The sequence below is a fragment of the Microbacterium sp. NPDC087592 genome, assembly GCF_044743585.1.
Lineage (GTDB): Bacteria > Actinomycetota > Actinomycetes > Actinomycetales > Microbacteriaceae > Microbacterium.
This window is the reverse complement of record NZ_JBIUWT010000001.1, coordinates 1,093,905-1,110,001: the sequence shown is the minus strand read 5'-3', so window position 1 is coordinate 1,110,001 and position 16,097 is coordinate 1,093,905. Positions and strand designations below refer to the sequence as shown.

The 16,097-nt window shown below is 70.4% G+C and carries 15 protein-coding genes; 14 read left to right on the top strand and 1 reads right to left on the bottom strand.

All coding sequences use genetic code 11. The features are described 5' to 3' along the window. The first annotated feature begins 51 nt into the window (after nucleotides 1-51). The 13 genes from ACIOTO_RS05270 (at nucleotide 52) to ACIOTO_RS05210 (ending at nucleotide 14,440) form a co-directional block, all read left to right on the top strand. Nucleotides 52-507, top strand: a complete 456-nt coding sequence (locus ACIOTO_RS05270) for an SRPBCC family protein (protein WP_400856911.1) — start codon at nucleotides 52-54, stop codon at nucleotides 505-507. Between the two features lie 110 nt (nucleotides 508-617). Then, nucleotides 618-1,679, top strand: coding sequence for a DUF998 domain-containing protein (locus ACIOTO_RS05265; RefSeq protein WP_400856910.1), 1,062 nt, complete (start codon nucleotides 618-620; stop codon nucleotides 1,677-1,679). Nucleotides 1,680-1,805: 126 nt separating this feature from the next. Further along, nucleotides 1,806-2,096 (top strand): hypothetical protein, encoded by a 291-nt coding sequence (locus ACIOTO_RS05260; protein WP_181156255.1) that lies wholly within the window; start codon nucleotides 1,806-1,808, stop codon nucleotides 2,094-2,096. A gap of 56 nt (nucleotides 2,097-2,152) precedes the next feature. Next, nucleotides 2,153-5,041, top strand: a complete 2,889-nt coding sequence (locus ACIOTO_RS05255) for an AAA family ATPase (protein ID WP_400856909.1) — start codon at nucleotides 2,153-2,155, stop codon at nucleotides 5,039-5,041. A 74-nt stretch (nucleotides 5,042-5,115) separates the two neighbouring features. Then, entirely contained in the window at nucleotides 5,116-5,319 is a 204-nt protein-coding gene (locus ACIOTO_RS05250) for a cold-shock protein (protein WP_017831237.1), read from the top strand. Between the two features lie 192 nt (nucleotides 5,320-5,511). After that, nucleotides 5,512-6,540, top strand: a complete 1,029-nt coding sequence (locus ACIOTO_RS05245; protein ID WP_400856908.1) for an iron-siderophore ABC transporter substrate-binding protein — start codon at nucleotides 5,512-5,514, stop codon at nucleotides 6,538-6,540. A gap of 33 nt (nucleotides 6,541-6,573) precedes the next feature. Beyond that, nucleotides 6,574-7,623 (top strand): FecCD family ABC transporter permease, encoded by a 1,050-nt coding sequence (locus tag ACIOTO_RS05240; RefSeq protein WP_400856907.1) that lies wholly within the window; start codon nucleotides 6,574-6,576, stop codon nucleotides 7,621-7,623. After that, nucleotides 7,620-8,702 (top strand): FecCD family ABC transporter permease, encoded by a 1,083-nt coding sequence (locus tag ACIOTO_RS05235; RefSeq protein ID WP_400856906.1) that lies wholly within the window; start codon nucleotides 7,620-7,622, stop codon nucleotides 8,700-8,702. The genes ACIOTO_RS05240 and ACIOTO_RS05235 overlap by 4 nt, the downstream gene beginning before the upstream one ends. Then, on the top strand, nucleotides 8,699-9,499 hold the full coding sequence (locus ACIOTO_RS05230; protein ID WP_029261439.1) for an ABC transporter ATP-binding protein: 801 nt from the start codon (nucleotides 8,699-8,701) through the stop codon (nucleotides 9,497-9,499). The genes ACIOTO_RS05235 and ACIOTO_RS05230 overlap by 4 nt, the downstream gene beginning before the upstream one ends. After that, on the top strand, nucleotides 9,489-10,451 hold the full coding sequence (locus ACIOTO_RS05225) for a siderophore-interacting protein (protein WP_105710682.1): 963 nt from the start codon (nucleotides 9,489-9,491) through the stop codon (nucleotides 10,449-10,451). The genes ACIOTO_RS05230 and ACIOTO_RS05225 overlap by 11 nt, the downstream gene beginning before the upstream one ends. 1 nt (nucleotide 10,452) lies before the next feature. Then, nucleotides 10,453-11,289 (top strand): ABC transporter ATP-binding protein, encoded by an 837-nt coding sequence (locus ACIOTO_RS05220; protein ID WP_372468101.1) that lies wholly within the window; start codon nucleotides 10,453-10,455, stop codon nucleotides 11,287-11,289. Between the two features lie 32 nt (nucleotides 11,290-11,321). Beyond that, nucleotides 11,322-12,353, top strand: coding sequence for an ABC transporter substrate-binding protein (locus tag ACIOTO_RS05215; protein ID WP_400856905.1), 1,032 nt, complete (start codon nucleotides 11,322-11,324; stop codon nucleotides 12,351-12,353). Next, nucleotides 12,350-14,440 (top strand): iron ABC transporter permease, encoded by a 2,091-nt coding sequence (locus tag ACIOTO_RS05210; protein ID WP_400856904.1) that lies wholly within the window; start codon nucleotides 12,350-12,352, stop codon nucleotides 14,438-14,440. The genes ACIOTO_RS05215 and ACIOTO_RS05210 overlap by 4 nt, the downstream gene beginning before the upstream one ends. Nucleotides 14,441-14,521: 81 nt before the next feature. Here ACIOTO_RS05210 and ACIOTO_RS05205 read toward each other — a convergent pair whose 3' ends face one another. Beyond that, nucleotides 14,522-15,364, bottom strand: a complete 843-nt coding sequence (locus ACIOTO_RS05205; protein ID WP_262002922.1) for an alpha/beta fold hydrolase — start codon at nucleotides 15,362-15,364, stop codon at nucleotides 14,522-14,524. 96 nt (nucleotides 15,365-15,460) lie between these two features. On the opposite strand from ACIOTO_RS05205, the gene ACIOTO_RS05200 reads away from it, so the two are divergent. Further along, nucleotides 15,461-16,027: a TetR/AcrR family transcriptional regulator gene (locus tag ACIOTO_RS05200; RefSeq protein ID WP_400856902.1), complete on the top strand. Its 567-nt coding sequence runs from the start codon at nucleotides 15,461-15,463 to the stop codon at nucleotides 16,025-16,027. Nucleotides 16,028-16,097: the final 70 nt, after the last annotated feature.

Here is a 16,097-nt window from a genome sequence, read left to right as displayed (position 1 = left end):
CGTTCCGGGCTGAATGGAGGAACACGAACGACGAGAAGTGAGGAGCATCACATGGTGCAGATCATCGAGACCATCGACGTCGACGTCCCCGTACGCACGGCGTACAACCAGTGGACGCAGTTCGAGAGCTTCCCGAAGTTCCTCGACGAGGTCGAGTCGATCACTCAGATCGACGACACCCACACGCATTGGAAGGTGAAGGTCGGCGGCGCGACACGCGAGTTCGACGCCGAGATCACCGAGCAGCACCCGGATGAGCGCGTCGCGTGGAACAGCACCGGCGGCGAGACCGAGCACGCGGGTGTGGTGACGTTCCACAAGCTCGACGACACGTCGACCCGCGTGACGGTGCAGTTGGACTGGGCGCCGGAGGGGCTGCTCGAGAAGCTCGGCTCCCTCGTCGGCGCCGGCGGTCACGCCGTCAAGAAGGACCTGCACAACTTCAAGGAGTTCATCGAGGGCCGCGGCGTCGAGACCGGATCCTGGCGCGGCGACGTCGACGCCTGACGCGAATCCGATGCGAGGCCCGGATGCCGTTTCGGCATCCGGGCCTCGTCGTGTCCGGGTGGGGTGCGCGGGATCTTCCGCGCGTCCGAGGTGCGTGCTTGCATGGGCACATGGAGCGGGACGAGAAGCTGCGCGGCGAGACGAGGGCCGTCTGGGCGACCGTGATCTGCTTCGTCGTCGGCACCGTCGCCGGCATCCTGCTCCTGCGTGGCGATGCGCGCCCGCTCACCGGTCCGGGGTCGTTGGCGGCGCCCGTCGCAGCGATCGCCGGGATCGTCGCAGCCGCCGCATTCCTCGTGAGCACGCTGATGCACCGTCGCGCGGAGACCGGGCCGATGCCGCGCTGGCAGGCCGTGGTCTCCGACCTCTCGACCGTCGCGCTCACCGTCGCTTTCGGAGCGGTCACGCTGATGGGGGTCCTGCTCGCGACCGAGATCCTCGCGGTCGGCCTCCAGGGTCTGCAGCTCGCGGCGGTCGGCGGCGGCCTGCTCGCGGGTGTCGCCTCGGCCGTCGGTGGTCGCTTCGCGTTCGGCGCCGGCATCGGTCTGCGCACCGCCGACCTTTCCGCGCTCCTGTTCGGATTCCTCGTGATCGGCACGCTCTTCGCCATGGTCACCTCGGCCGACCCCCGCTGGTGGGAGGAGAACTTCTCGCAGCTCGGGTCGGGCTGGGCCTTCAACGGCACGCTCGTCGTCGCGGGCCTCCTGATCGCGACCGTCGGCTCGTACATCGGCCGCGACCTGCACCGGATGCTCGGCGACTCCGCTCTGCGGCGCATCGCCGCGGTGGTCACGTTGTGGGCGGCGGCCGGTGTCGCGCTCGCGGCCGTCGGGCTGCTGCCCCTGCACCGGGTGCCCCTTCCGCACGACATCGCCGCCGTCGCGACGCTCGTCCTTTTCCTCGGGTCTGCGGCCGCGACCGTGGCCGCGATCCCGGCTCCTCCCCGCGCGCTGCTGATCACGTCGGTCGGCGTCGGCCTGCTCATCGTGGTGGCCGTCGTGCTGTGGGTCCCGTTCGGGCTGTACTCGGCCACGGCGCTCGAAGCCGTCGTCGTCGGGCTCGGACTGCTGTGGATGGCCACGCTCGTGCGGGTGCTGGCGATCCTCGTGCCGTCGCAGTCCCGCCCCTCGGCCCGTCGGTCGCCGCTGCGCGCCGAGTCGCCGCGGGCGTAGGCGTCGCGACCCCTCGCCGGCGGCATCCCTAGACGTCGGCGGCAGAAAGATAGGGAATCCGTCCGATGTCGGCGGGGTACCTCAGAGCGGAGTGTAGGGATACCGCACACCGCCGAGGAGATCCCCATGTTCGAGCACACGTTTTTCACCGAGCAGTACACCGGTTACCAGCAGGAGGAGATGGAACGCGCAGCCGCGCGGCGGCGCATGCTCATCGAGCACGCCGACCAGATCGTGCCCCGTCCCCCGGGAGCGGTGCGCCGGATGCTGACGCGCATCTTCCGTGGATCGACGGCCAGCACTGTGGGTGCACGCGACGCGGGCCGCAGTGCCACGAACGCGCGTCCCGGCGTGGGGCACGCGGCCTCGGAGCGGGCGAGCTCCGGATGCGAGCCGACGGCGGCACCCGCACGGTGAGCATCGTCCTCGCGGAACGCGCCCCCGGTGTCGGTGGAGGGTGGCACGATGAATCCATGCCTTCCTCCGCACCGAGCGCCGCGATGGTCGGCCGTGCGGCCGAGCTCGCCGAGGTGCGCCGGCTGTTCGAGGGTGTGCGCGAGGGTGCTCCGGCGGCGCTGCTCGTCGAGGGCGAGGCGGGGATCGGCAAGTCCCGGCTGCTGCGCGAGTTCGCCACCGAGATCGAGAACACCGCCGACGTCCATGTGGGCTGGTGCCTCGACCTCGGGGCCTCCCGCACGCCCTACGGCCCGCTCACCGGCATCCTCCGCTCGATCGTCACGCGCATGGGCATCGAACGGGTGCGCGAGTCGGTCGGTGTGGGCGTCGAGGCGCTGGGGATGCTGCTGCCTGAGCTCGTCGATGCTCCGACCGATCGCGAGCGCACCAGCCCTGAGCGGCTCCGCGACGCCATCGCCTCCCTCATCGAGGCGGCCGCCGAACGGGCTCCGCAGGTGCTCGTGGTGGAAGACCTGCACTGGGCCGACGAGTCGACGCTCGCGATCCTGTCGTTCCTCCTGCGCGCCCTCGGCCGCGGTCGCATCCTGCTGCTCCTCACCTGCCGGAGCGACGACGTGCGGCGTGGCGACGCCGTGAGCCGCTTCATCGGCGAGGCCACCCGTGCGCGCCTGCTCGAGCGCCTCACGCTCGCCCGGCTCGACGAAGCCGCGGTGCGGGAGCTGGCCGAGCAGATCACCGGTCGCCCGCTGTCCGAAGCCGCCTTCGACCGCATGCAGGAACGTGCCGAGGGCGTGCCGTTCTTCGTCGAGGAGATCGCGGGATGCGCGAACGGCTCTCTTCCCGATGGCCTCCGCGACCTGCTGCTGGCCCGGTTCGATCGTCTCGGCGACGATGCGCAGCACGTCGTCAAGGTCGCCTCCGGTGCGGAGCGCCCGCTGTCGCATCCGCTGATCACGCGCCTCGCCGATCGCCCCGAGCAGCAGCTCGACGAGGCGATCCGCGAGGCGACGCGCAGCGGCATCCTGGTCGTGGTCGACGACGACTACCGGTTCCGGCACGCCCTCCTTCGTGAAGCAGTGCACGACGATCTCCTCCCGGGTGAGCGCGCCCGGCTGCATCGCGCCTATGCCGAGTCGCTCGAGGCCCAGGGCGCGGGCAGTGACTCGGGGGATGCCGCCGCGCTCGCGTACCACTGGCAGCTCGCGCAAGACGACCGGAAGGCGCTCGTCGCCGCCGCCGATGCGATGCGCCACGCGAAGTCGCAGTACGCGTTCGCGACCGCCGCCCGCTTCGGCGAGCTCGTGCTGGAGCTGTGGCCGCTCGTCCCCGATGCTGCCGGGGCCGCGCGGATCGAGCGCCTCGATCTGCTTCTCGTCCTGGGCTCGATCCTCCGCAACGCGGGCGATGGTGAGCGGGCGCTCGCCGTCGCGAACCTCGCTCTCGCCGAGGTCGACCCCGAAACGGTGGATCCGCGTCTGCATGCGCGGCTGCTGCGCAACAAGGCGCTGTATCTGGTCAACCTCGGGCGCCTCGGGGCGATCCCGCTGCTGCAACAGGCCCTGGCCATCGCCGAGGAGCACATCGACGATGAGGCCTTCCGCGCCGAGCTGCTCAACCGTCTCGCCAGCCGCCGCATGATCGCGGGCGACCGTGAAGAGGCGATCCGCCTCGCGGACGAGGCCGAGCGCAGGGCGGCGGGCGCAGGCTCCTCCGATCAGCTGTCCGTCGCCGCGAATGTGCGCGGCGGCTCGCTCGCGCATCTGGGCGAGGTCGAGGCGGGCGTGCGCGAATACGAACGTGCACGGCAGCTCGCGACGGGCTCGGACGCCGAGATGCGCTACCGCGTCAACTACTCCGATCTGCTCACTCTGCTCGGCCGCTACCGCGAGGCCGTCGAGGTCGCCGAGGAGGGGCTGCGCCGGGCGCGCGAACTCCGCGTCGAACGCACATCGGGCTCGATCATGGCGCAGAACATGGTGGTGCCGCTGCTCGAGCTGGGGGAGATCGACCGGGTCGAAGACATGCTGTCGCGCGACTTCGTGCAGGGCACTCTGCGGGTGTTCCGCATGTACATGAGCATGACGCACGTGCGGGTGCTGGCCTGGCGCGGCCGGTCAGCCGAGGCGGCAGAGTTGCTGCAGACGTGGTTGCCCGCGTTCGAGGAGACCGGCATCTCGGAGCGGCAGATCTGGTACGACCGGGTGATGATGACGGTCGCGGTGGCCGAGAGCGCGGGCGACCTCCGCGGTGCTCTCGACACGATCCTCGAGATGCTCCGCGATGATCGGCCGGCCCTGCTGCACCAGCGGCGACTCATGCTGCAGGGCGGGGCGCTCCTCTCCGAGCTGCGGGCAGAGGGGTCCGCGGTCGCCGACGCAGCCGACGCGATTCGCACCGCCTGGCTCGCGCAGCCCGTGCAGCTCCAAGACGACGCCTGGTCGACGATCCTCCTGGCCCTGCTCGACCCGCATCCCGACTCGCTCGATGCGGCGCTGCGGTGTGCCGACGGCGATGACGTTCCGGTCACCTTCCGCGTCGTGCTCCGGCTCGAGCAGGCGCGGATGCGGGTGCAGGCGGGCGACCGCGCAACGGCGTCGACCGTGCTGGCCGAGGCGGCCGAGATCGCCGCGGCCCTGGGGTACGCGCAGCTGCAGGCCGCCGTCGCTCGTTTCGCGACCGATGCGGGGCTCGGGCTCCGCATCGATGCGGAGCCTTCCATCGGCACCGACCCGCTGACCGCGCGGGAGAAGCAGGTGCTCGAGCTCATCGCCGAGGGGCTGAGCAACCGCCAGATCGGTGAGCGACTGTTCATCAGCGTCAAGACCGTGAGCGTCCACGTGTCGGCGGTGCTGCGGAAACTCGGGGTGAGCACACGCACCGAGGCGGCACTTCTGCAGAAGAATCCGTCGCACAGTGCTGTTGGTCAGCCTGCCGTGGTAGCGTGACAATGCGCGCGTCTCGGATGTTCCGATTCGGCGTAGGCCGTGTAAACGGCTAAGTCAACAGAAAGTAGAAACACATGGCCACTGGCACTGTGAAATGGTTCAACGCGGAAAAGGGCTTCGGCTTCATCGCTCCCGATGACGGCTCGGACGACCTTTTCGCCCACTACTCGGCTATCGCCGGCTCCGGTTTCAAGGAGCTCCGCGAGAACCAGAAGGTCGAATTCGACGCTGAGCGTGGCCCCAAGGGCATGCAGGCGGCGAACATCCGCGCTCTCTGAGCGCGCGCTGACTTCCTGAAGCCGGCCGGATCCTCACGGATCCGGCCGGCTTTTTCTGTGCCCGCAACTGCGCGGGGTTCCAGGACTCGAAGTGAGGTCGCCCTAACCTCCGTGTTAGATTAGGCCAGGCTTACCAAAGGCTGGGCGCACCTCTCGCGCCGCCCCCTCACCCCGAACCCGAAGGGAACGCCTGTGCGCATCTCTCGAATCCTCGCCATCGGCGCGGCCGCTGCACTCGCCGTCGGCCTCTCCGCCTGCGCGTCCCCCGCGCCGGAATCGACCGGAACCGCCGGCGGTAACCCCGCCTCCGCGGATGCCTTCCCCGTCACGGTGGAGCACGCCTACGGTGAGACCACCATCTCGGAGAAGCCCGAGCGCATCGCGACGGTCGCCTGGGCGAATCACGAGGTGCCACTGGCGCTCGGCATCGTCCCGGTCGGCATGAGCAAGGCCAGCTGGGGCGACGACGACGACAACGGCGTGCTGCCCTGGGTCGAGGAGAAGCTCGACGAGCTGGACGCCGAGACCCCGGTCCTGTTCGATGAGACCGACGGCATCGACTACGAGGCCGTGGCCGACACCGAGCCCGACGTGATCCTCGCGGCATACTCCGGCCTCACGCAGGAGGAGTACGACACCCTCTCCAAGATCGCTCCGGTCATCGCGTTCCCCGAGGTCGCCTGGGGCACCTCGGTCGACGACATGATCGAGATGAACTCGAAGGCACTCGGCCTCCAGGATGAGGGCGAAGCACTGATCGACGAGCTGCACGCCGACGCCGAGACCGCTCTCGCGGCGAACAGCATCCTGAAGGACAAGAAGGTCCTGTTCGCGTACCTCGACCCGGCCGACCTGAGCCAGATCGGCTATTACACGGCGATCGACACGCGTCCCGGGTACCTCCACGACAACCTCGGTCTGCCGTTCCCGTCGATCGTCGAAGACACCGCGGACACCGAGAAGTTCGATCTGACGGTCAGCGCGGAAGAGGTCGCGAAGTTCGCCGACGTGGACCTGTTCGTCACCTACGGCGACGACTCGCTCATCGCTCAGCTCCAGGCCGACCCGCTGCTGTCGAAGATCCCGGCCATCGCCGAGGGGCGTATCGCGATCCTCCCCAACGCGACGCCGGTCGCCGCATCCGCGAACCCGTCGCCGCTGTCCATCCCGTGGGGCCTCAGCGACTACCTCGCACTGCTGGCAGCACCGCTCGCGAAGTAACCGTTCGATCCGCATCAGCGGAGTGAATCCTCAGTGACCTCAGCAACCGTCATCGCCCCCGCGCCGGGTGCCGCAGACCTGCGGCGCCCGGCGCTGGTGCGCACCTTCTGGCTGCTCATCGGGGTCGTGGTGCTCGTCGTCCTCAGCATCCTGTCGATCTCGTTCGGCGTGCGCGCGGTCTCCTTCGACGACATCGTCGCGGCCCTCGGCGGCCACACCGACACGATCTCCCAGGCCGCGATCGTCAAGCGCATCCCGCGCACCGTGCTCGCCCTCCTCGTCGGTGCCGCGCTCGCCCTCTCCGGTGCGACCATGCAGGCCGTGACGCGCAACCCCATCGCCGACCCCGGCATCCTCGGCGTCTCGAACGGCGCCTCGCTCGCGGTCGTCTGCGGCATCGCCTTCTTCGGCCTCAGCAACCCCTACGGGCAGATGGGGTTCGCGATCGCCGGAGCCGGGATCGCCGCCGTGTTCGTCTACACGGTCGGCTCCCTCGGGCGCGGGGGCGCGACGCCGCTCAAGCTCGCGCTCGCGGGTGCCGCCACCTCGGCGGCCTTCGCCTCGCTGATCAGCGCTGTCATGCTGCCCCGTGTCGACCTGCTGCAGACGTTCCAGTCCTGGCAGATCGGCGGTGTCGGCGGGGCGGAGTGGCCGCGCATCGCGCTCACCGCGCCCGTCCTCGCGGTCGGCGCCCTCATCTGCTTCCTGTGCTCGCGCGGCATGAACTCGCTCGCGCTCGGCGACGACATGGCCAAGGGTCTCGGCGAGCACGTGTTCCGCACACGCCTGATATCGGCGCTCGGTGCGGTGATCCTCGCGGGAGCGGCGACGGCCATTGCCGGGCCCATCGGCTTCGTCGGCCTCATCGTCCCGCACATGTGCCGGATGCTGGTGGGCACCGATCATCGCTGGCTGCTGCCGTTCTCGGCCATCGCCGGCGCCGCGCTGCTGACCGCGAGCGACATCATCGGCCGCGTGATCTCGCCGTCTTCGGAGGAGATCCAGGTCGGCATCATCACCGCCATCATCGGCGCCCCGTTCTTCATCTGGATCGTCCGTCGGCAGAAGGTGCGTGAGCTGTGAGCACGACCGAGCACACCGAACACACCCTCGACCGCGTCGACGAGCCGGCATCCGCCCGGATCGCGCGCATCGTCGCGGGCCGTCGCGCGCGCCACCGCCGCCACGCGATCGCGACGATCGTTCTCGGCATCCTGCTGCTCGGGCTGTTCACGGTCGCCCTCATGGTCGGCAACACGTTCTATCCGCTCGACGAGGTGATCCGCGTGATCCTGGGCGAGACCGTGCCCGGAGCGTCTTTCACCGTCGGCGATCTGCGGCTGCCGCGGGCGATCCTGGCCGTCCTCACCGGCATCGGCTTCGGCATGGCTGGCGTCTGCTTCCAGACGATGCTGCGCAATCCGCTCGCCTCGCCCGACATCATCGGCATCTCGAACGGCGCCGGGGCTGCGGCGGTCTTCGGCATCGTCGTGCTCTCGGTGAACGGGCCGGTCGTGTCGCTGCTCGCCCTCGGCGGCGCCGTCGTCACGGCCTTCGCGATCTACCTGCTCTCGATCAAGGGCGGCTTCGCCGGCACCCGCCTGATCCTGATCGGCATCGGTGTCGCGGCGATGCTGCAGAGCGTCATCTCATACATGCTGTCGCGCGCCGCGAACTGGGACATCCAGACCGCGATGCAGTGGCTGACCGGAAGCCTCAACAACGCCTCCTGGGAGCGCGTGCTGCCGATGGCGATCGCTGCGGCCGTGATCGTGCCGCTGATGCTGTCGCAGGGGCGTGCGCTCGGCGCCCTCCAGCTCGGCGACGACTCCGCGGCCGGCCTCGGGATCCGGGTCGACGCCACGCGCCTGCTGCTCATCCTCGGGGCGGTCGCGCTGCTCGCGTTCGCGACCGCGGCGACCGGTCCCATCGCGTTCGTCGCGTTCATGGCGGGCCCGATCGCCGCCCGCATCACGGGGCCGGGCGCCAACCTGCTCCTGCCGTCGGCGTTCGTCGGGGCCGTGCTCGTGCTCGGCGGCGATCTGATCGGCCAGTTCGCCTTCGGTACCCGCTATCCGGTCGGCGTCATCACCGGCGTGGTCGGTGCGCCGTACCTGATCTACCTGCTCATCCGCACCAACCGTTCCGGGGGTTCGCTTTGACCGTCTCGCACAGCCTGTCCGCCGAAGGCGTGAGTCTGGCCTACGGTGACCGCACCGTCGTCGACGGCCTCGACCTGCAGATCGCCCCCGGCCGCATCACGACGATCGTCGGGGCCAACGGATGCGGCAAGTCGACGCTGCTGCGCTCGCTCGCCCGCCTGCTCTCGCCGACCGAGGGACAGGTCGTGCTCGACGGCAAGTCCGTGCACGCCCGGCCCACCAAAGAGGTCGCTCGCATCCTCGGCCTGCTGCCGCAGTCGCCGGTCGCGCCCGAGGGCATCGCGGTCGCGGATCTGGTCGGTCGGGGACGGCACCCGCACCAGAAGATGCTCGCGCGGTGGAGCACCCACGACTACGAGGTGGTGGCCGATGCCCTCGATGCGACCGGCATCACCGACCTGGCTGACCGCAGCGTCGATGAGCTCTCCGGCGGACAGCGGCAGCGCGTCTGGATCGCGATGGCCCTCGCGCAGGAGACCGACATCCTGCTGCTCGATGAACCGACGACCTTCCTCGACGTCGCGCACCAGGTCGAGGTCCTCGACCTGCTCACCGACCTGAGCGTCTCGCGCGGCACCACCATCGTCATGGTGCTGCACGACCTCAACCTCGCGGCACGCTACGCCGACGAGCTGGTCGCCATGAAAGACGGGCGGGTGCACGCGACGGGCGCCCCGCAGGACATCGTCACCGCACAGCTCGTCGAAGAGGTCTTCGGCCTCGCCAATCAGATCACCATCGACCCGGTCTCCGGCAAGCCGATGGTCACACCCATCGGGAGGCACCATGTCCGCTGAGACGACCACCACCGAGCGTCCGACCTACATCCTCACCCGCGCCGAGGTGCGCGCCGTCGCCCGCGTCTCGCCCTCGTTCGTGCGCGTGACGTTCGGCGGCGACGACCTGAGTGAGTTCGGCACGCCCGGCGAGGTGTTCGACAGCCGCATCAAGCTGGTCTTCCCGCCGGCATCCGGCATCCTCCCCGAACTCGATCGGGCCTCGGACAACTGGTGGCAGTCTTTCCTCGCGGTGCCGGAGGAGGAGCGCGGCTCGATGCGCACCTACTCCGTGCGCGAGCTGCGGGTCGATCCCGCCGCGGGCACCGAGGTGGACGTCGACTTCGTGCTGCACCTCGAGCCGGGGCTCACCGGACCCGCATCGCTGTGGGCGAGCCAGGCGGCGGTCGGCCAGGAGCTCTACCTCGTCGGGCCCCGTCGCGGCGTCGACGTGGATGCGCACGGTGGGGCCGAGTTCGCGCCGGGCACCGCGGCGTCGGTCGTGCTCGCCGGCGACGAGACGGCGGCTCCCGCCATCGCCCGCATCCTGGAGGACGCGCCCCGCGACCTGCGCGGAGTGGCCTTCATCGAGGTGCCCTCTCCCGCCGACATCCTGCGCATCGACGTGCCGTCCGGCGTCGAGGTGCACTGGCTGCCGCGCGACGCCGGTGACCCGCACGGCCTGCGCCTGATCCCCGCCGTGCTCGGCTACCTCGGAGACGCCGACGCCGCCGATGAGATCCGTGTGAAGGACATCGACGGCGAGGACCTGCTCTGGGAGACGCCGGACTACTCCGGCCTCGGGGAAGAGATCGACCGGGCGGATGCCCCGGCGGAGCGCTACTTCTGGATCGCGGGGGAGAGCGGCGTGGTCACCACCCTGCGCCGCCACCTCGTCAAGGACCTCGGCGTCGACCGCGGGCAGGTCGCGTTCATGGGCTACTGGCGACGCGGCGTCGCCATGCGGGGCTGATATGACGACGACAGCGCCCCACGCCCTGCAGGGCGAATCCCTCGTGCTCGGATACGGCCGAGCCCGGGTGGTGCACGACGTCTCGCTGCGCCTGGCACCCGGACGGGTCACCGCCCTCATCGGGCCGAACGGCAGCGGCAAGTCGACCGTCCTGCGTGCGCTCGCCCGCCTGCACCGCATCGAGGCGGGGAGCGTGCGCATCGGCGGCGACGAGACTCGCGATGCCGCGGCCCTCTCGGCGAAGGAGTTCGCCAAGGCCGTGGCGATGCTCTCGCAGTCGCGGCCGCATCCGTCCGGGATCGAGGTCTCCGACGTCGTGGCGTACGGCCGCCATCCGCATCGGGGCCGTTTCTCGGGCGTCAGCGACGCCGACCGCGCCGCCGTCGCGCGGGCGCTCGAACTGACCGGGCTCCGCACGATGGCCTCGCGCCCCGTCGACCAGCTCTCGGGCGGCGAACTGCAGCGCGTGTGGCTGGCGACCGCGCTGGCGCAGGAGACGGGCGTGCTGCTCCTCGACGAGCCGACCAACCACCTCGACCTGCGCTACCAGGTGGAGACGCTCGACCTGGTGCGCGAGCTCGCCGACGACCACGGCACCGCCCTGGGTGTCGTGCTGCACGACCTCGACCACGCGGCATCCGTCGCCGACGACGTGGTGCTGCTGCACGCCGGTCGAGTCCACGCGGCGGGCACCCCCGCCGAGGTGCTCACGGGCGAGAACCTCTCGCACGTGTACGGCCTGCGGATCGACACCGAGATCGACGAGGAGACCGGCCTCGTGCGGGTGCTCCCGCGCGGTCGTCACCACGGCCGGCACCGCGCCCGCGCAGCATCCTGAAACCCCCTCACCCCTCCCGGAGGAAGAACCGAATGAAGAAGAAGCCCCTCGCCCTGATCGCCCTGGGTGGCGCGCTCGTGATGGCCCTCGCCGGCTGCGGCACCACCCAGGCCCCCGCTGCCTCCGACTCCGACGCCTCGGCCTCGACGAGCGCGGGTTGCGGCGACGACACCACCGCGACCTCGACGGGCGCCGTCTCCGTCACGGACGACCTCGGCCGCACGGTCGAGCTCGACAAGCCCGCCGAGCGGATCGCGGTGCTCGAGTGGCAGCAGATCGAGGATGCGCTGTCGCTGTGCGTCACCCCGGTCGCGGTCGCCGACGCCGAGGGCTACAGCACGTGGGTCACCGCGGAGGAGCTCCCGGAGGGTGTGACCGACGTCGGCACCCGCCAGGAGCCGAACCTCGAGACGCTGTTCGGCACCGAGCCCGACCTCGTGATCGTCGAGGTCAGCGCCGCGGACGACCCCATCGTCGCCCAGCTCGAGGCCTACGACGTGCCGGTGCTGGCGACCATCGGTGCGGATGCCGCCGACCCCATCGCGAAGATGCTCGGCACGCTCGACCTCATCGCCCAGGTGACCGGCCGCGAGGAGCGCGCCGAGGTCGTCGCCGACGAGTTCCAGGCCCACTTGGACTCGGCATCGGCCGAGCTCGCGGATCTCGACCTGCCCACGACGGAGTTCGTGTTCTTCGACGGCTGGGTCGACGGCGGCAACGTCGCGCTGCGTCCGTTCGGCCAGGGCTCGCTGGTCGGGGAGATCGGCGAGAAGCTCGGTCTCGAGAACGCCTGGACCGGCGAGGTCGACCCCACCTACGGCCTCGGCCAGACCGACGTCGAGGGCATGACCACGGTCGGCGACGCCAGCCTGTTCTACACCGGCACCGAAGACCCCGAGTCGGAGAGCTTCATCGACGCCCTGCAGGACAACCCGGCCTGGACCTCGCTGCCCGCCGTGGCCGATGACCGCCTCACCGCGTTCCCCGCCGGGATCTGGACGTTCGGCGGACCGCGCTCGACCCAGCAGATCATCGACGGCTACGTCGAGGTGCTCTCGAAGTGACGGGTGCCCTTCGCCTCGACGACGCGGCGGCCACGACGGAGCCGGCGCGCCCGGCTCCCGCCGTCGCGCCCGACGAGGCGGAGGGACGCCGGCCGGGTGCCCTGCTGACGGGCATCGGCGTGCTCGTCGCCCTTGCGGTCGTGCTCGTCGCCGTGGCCTGCTGGCATCTCACGCAGGGCACGAGCGGTGCCGTGTTCGCCGACACCGAGGTGCTGTGGGGGTCGCGGGTGCCACGCCTCGCCGCGGGCATCGCCGTGGGGGTGGCGCTCGGCGTCGCCGGCATCCTCCTCCAGTCGCTCGCCCGCAACGCTCTGGCCTCGCCGGACACGCTGGGCGTGACCGCCGGTGCCTATCTCGCGGTGACGGCACTCGCGGCGTTCGGCATCGCGGTGCCGGTGTGGGCGTCGGGCGCTGTCGCGTTCGCCGGCGGCCTCATCGCCGCGGGGATCGTGCTCGGCCTCGCCGGTGGTGCGGGGTCGTCGACCACGCGGCTGATCCTCGCGGGCACGGCCCTCGCGCTCGCATTCCAGGCCGGCACTTCGACCCTGCTCATCCTCTTCGACGAGGAGACCAAGGGGCTGCTGGCGTGGGGAAGCGGCAGCCTGTCGCAGCTCGGGCTGACCGCGTTCCTGCAGGCGGCACCCGTCGTGGTCGTGGTGACGGCGGCGGCCCTGCTGCTCGCGCGGCGGTTCGACATCCTGGCACTCGGCGACGACACGGCATCCTCCCTGGGTGTGCCGATCCGCTCGACGCGGGCCATCGGCATCCTGCTCGCCGTCACGCTCACCGCGGTGTCGGTGACGCTCGCGGGGCCGATGGGCTTCGTCGGGCTGTGTGCGCCCGTGCTCGCCCGTCTGCTGACGCGGGTGGTGCCGAGTCTGAACCGCCATCTGCTCCTGATCCCGGCGGCCGGCCTCCTCGGCGCGATCGTCGTGATCCTCTCGGATGCTCTGCTGCGGGCGATCATCGGGGCCGAGGCGGCGATCCTCATCCCGACCGGCGTCGCGACCACGCTCCTCGGAGCCATCGTGCTCGTGCTCATGGCGCGGCGCCTGCGCGATGCCGGTCCGACGCGAGAGCCTCCGCGGGTGCGGTTCGGCGTGCGCAGCCGACTCCGGTTCCGCATCACCATGGTGGTCGTCGTGCTGGGCGTGATCGGGGTGCTGTTGCTCGGCCTGCTCGCCGGGCACACCTGGCTGCTGACCGGCGACATCGTGCTGTGGCTTCAGGGTGAGGCTCCGCCCGCGATCGCCTTCGCGCTGGACGAGCGGGCGCCGCGCATCGCGGCCGCGGTCGTGGCGGGTGGGGCGCTCGCGCTGTCCGGCGCCATCATCCAGGGGGTCAGCCGGAACCCGCTCGCCGACCCGAGCATCCTCGGCGTCACGGGCGGCGGCGGCCTCGGCGCGGTGCTGGTGATCACGAGTGCCGTTTCGTCCACCGCGGGCATGATCGCGGGTGCCATCGCCGGGGCGCTGTTGGCCTTCGCCCTCGTGTACCTCCTGTCGTGGCGCGGCGGGTTGAACGCCGACAGGTTCCTGCTGATAGGCATCGGCGTCTCGTACTTCACGGTGTCGCTCACGACCTTCTTCCTGCTGAGGTCGAACCCCTGGGACACCCCGAAGATCTACACGTGGCTGTCCGGCACCACGTACGGCCGCGTGTGGGAGCAGGTGCTGCCGCTGGCGATCGTCCTGGCCATCGCGCTGCCGTTCGTGGTGATGAGCCGTCGCGAGCTCGACGTGCTGTCGCTCGACGAGGACACTCCGCGACTCGTCGGCATCCGCCTCGAGCCCGTGCGGCTGACGCTGCTGGTCGTGGCGGCGGTGCTCGCGGCGCTCAGCGTGACGGCGATCGGTGTGATCGGCTTCGTCGGGCTCGTCGCTCCGCATGCGGCACGGGCTCTCGTCGGTGCCAGGCACGCCAGGGTGATCCCGGTCGCGGTGCTGCTGGGCGGTCTGCTCGTCGGTGTCGCGGACACCATCGGGCGTACGGTCATCGCCCCCGCCCAGCTGCCAGCCGGACTCGTGGTCGCGCTGATCGGAGCCCCGTACTTCGTCTGGCTGCTCTGGCGCTCGCGCGACGCGTAGCCCCGCGTCGAGTCGCTCCCGAATCGCGCAAATGGTCCCATCTCCCGAAGAAATGGGACCATTCGCGCGATTCGAACGGGGTTACTTGGCGAGGAAGTCCTTCAGCGCGGCGTTGACCTCGTCGGCGTGGGTCCAGAGCAGGCCGTGCGGGGCGCCCTCGACCTCGACGTAGTCGGCATCCGGCACCGCCTGGTGGAAGCGGCGCGCGGTCGCGTCGATCGGGAGGATGTTGTCCTTCGTGCCGTGCAGGATCAGGGTGGGCTTGGCCGCGGCGCGCACGGCCTCGACGTCGCCACGGAAGTCCTCGATCCAGGCCGAGACGACCGCGTAGGCGGCCACGGGTGCGCTGCCGATGGCGACGTTCCAGCTGCCGGTCACGGCCTGCTCGCTGATGCGCGAGCCGAGGTTCTCGTCGAGGTTGTAGAAGTTCTGGTAGAAGTCGGTGAACCACGCGAAGCGGTCGCCCTTCGCCGCGGCCTCGATGCCGTCGAAGACCTCCTGCGGCACGCCCTCGGGGTTGTCGTCGCGCTGCACCAGGAAGGGCTCGAGCGAGGCGAGGAAGGCGAGCTTCGCGACGCGGTCGTGTCCGTACTTCGCGACGTAGCGGGCGAGCTCTCCGGTGCCCATCGAGAAGCCGACGAGCACGACGTCGCGCAGGTCGAGGGTCTCGAGCACGGTGTTCAGGTCGGCGGCGAACGTGTCGTAGTCGTAGCCGGCGTTGACCTTGGAAGATCCGCCGAAGCCGCGGCGGTCGTAGGTGATGACGCGGTAGCCCTGGGCGAGGAGCTCGCGGGTCTGACGCTCCCAGCTGTGGCCGTCGAGCGGGTAGCCGTGGATCAGGACGACGGGCTGACCTGAACCCTGGTCTTCGTAGTAGAGCTCGATCGGGGTGCTGTTCTCGTTTCCGACGGTGATGTAGCCCATGATCCTGGTCCTTTCGGTTGCGGTGAGAACGATCGTTCTCGCTCGATGTGTTCAATCTAGAGAACGTTCGTTCTCGTGTCAAGTAGACTTCTGGACATGACCGAAGACGAGGCCCGAGAGCGCATCCTGTCCGCCGCGGAGGAGCTCTACTACCGCAAGGGGTACGCGGCCGTCGGCATGGACGAGCTGCGGTCGGCCGCCGGCGTGTCGCTGCGTCGCCTCTACGCGCTGTTCCCCGCGAAGACCGACATCGTCACCGCTGTCCTCGCCCGCAAGCACGCCCAGTGGGAGTACGGGCTCTCCGCGGCCGTGACGGATGCCGGTGATGATCCGCGCACCCGCCTGCTCGCGGTCTACGGATACCTCGAGAACTGGTTCTGCGCCGACGACTTCCGCGGCTGCGCCTTCATCAACGCGTTCGGCGAGCTCGGTGGGACGAACCCCGAGGTCGCCGAGATCGTGCGCACACACAAGGCGTCGTTCCAGGAGTACATGGCGGGCCTGGTCGCCGACACGGGTGCCCCCGTAGCGCTCGCCGCACAGCTGTCGATCCTCGCCGAGGGGGCGCAGAGCACGGCCGCGATCTCGAAAGACCCCTCCGTCGCCGTGCAGGCGCGCGGTGCCGCGGAGGTCCTGATCGACGCGGCCTTCGCCCGGGCCTGAGGGTTTTCCTAACCTGGTTAGCGAAACCGCGGCCGGGTGTCAACCCCGATGCGCACCGGCCGCTCCACGC

Coding starts and splice junctions, on each gene's coding strand:
- ACIOTO_RS05225 (WP_105710682.1), top strand. CDS start 9,489: ATGTCCGCTGAGACGACCACCACCGAGCGTCCGACCTACATCCTCACC.
- ACIOTO_RS05205 (WP_262002922.1), bottom strand. CDS start 15,364: ATGGGCTACATCACCGTCGGAAACGAGAACAGCACCCCGATCGAGCTC.
- ACIOTO_RS05250 (WP_017831237.1), top strand. CDS start 5,116: ATGGCCACTGGCACTGTGAAATGGTTCAACGCGGAAAAGGGCTTCGGC.
- ACIOTO_RS05215 (WP_400856905.1), top strand. CDS start 11,322: ATGAAGAAGAAGCCCCTCGCCCTGATCGCCCTGGGTGGCGCGCTCGTG.
- ACIOTO_RS05260 (WP_181156255.1), top strand. CDS start 1,806: ATGTTCGAGCACACGTTTTTCACCGAGCAGTACACCGGTTACCAGCAG.
- ACIOTO_RS05265 (WP_400856910.1), top strand. CDS start 618: ATGGAGCGGGACGAGAAGCTGCGCGGCGAGACGAGGGCCGTCTGGGCG.
- ACIOTO_RS05255 (WP_400856909.1), top strand. CDS start 2,153: ATGCCTTCCTCCGCACCGAGCGCCGCGATGGTCGGCCGTGCGGCCGAG.
- ACIOTO_RS05270 (WP_400856911.1), top strand. CDS start 52: ATGGTGCAGATCATCGAGACCATCGACGTCGACGTCCCCGTACGCACG.
- ACIOTO_RS05220 (WP_372468101.1), top strand. CDS start 10,453: ATGACGACGACAGCGCCCCACGCCCTGCAGGGCGAATCCCTCGTGCTC.
- ACIOTO_RS05200 (WP_400856902.1), top strand. CDS start 15,461: ATGACCGAAGACGAGGCCCGAGAGCGCATCCTGTCCGCCGCGGAGGAG.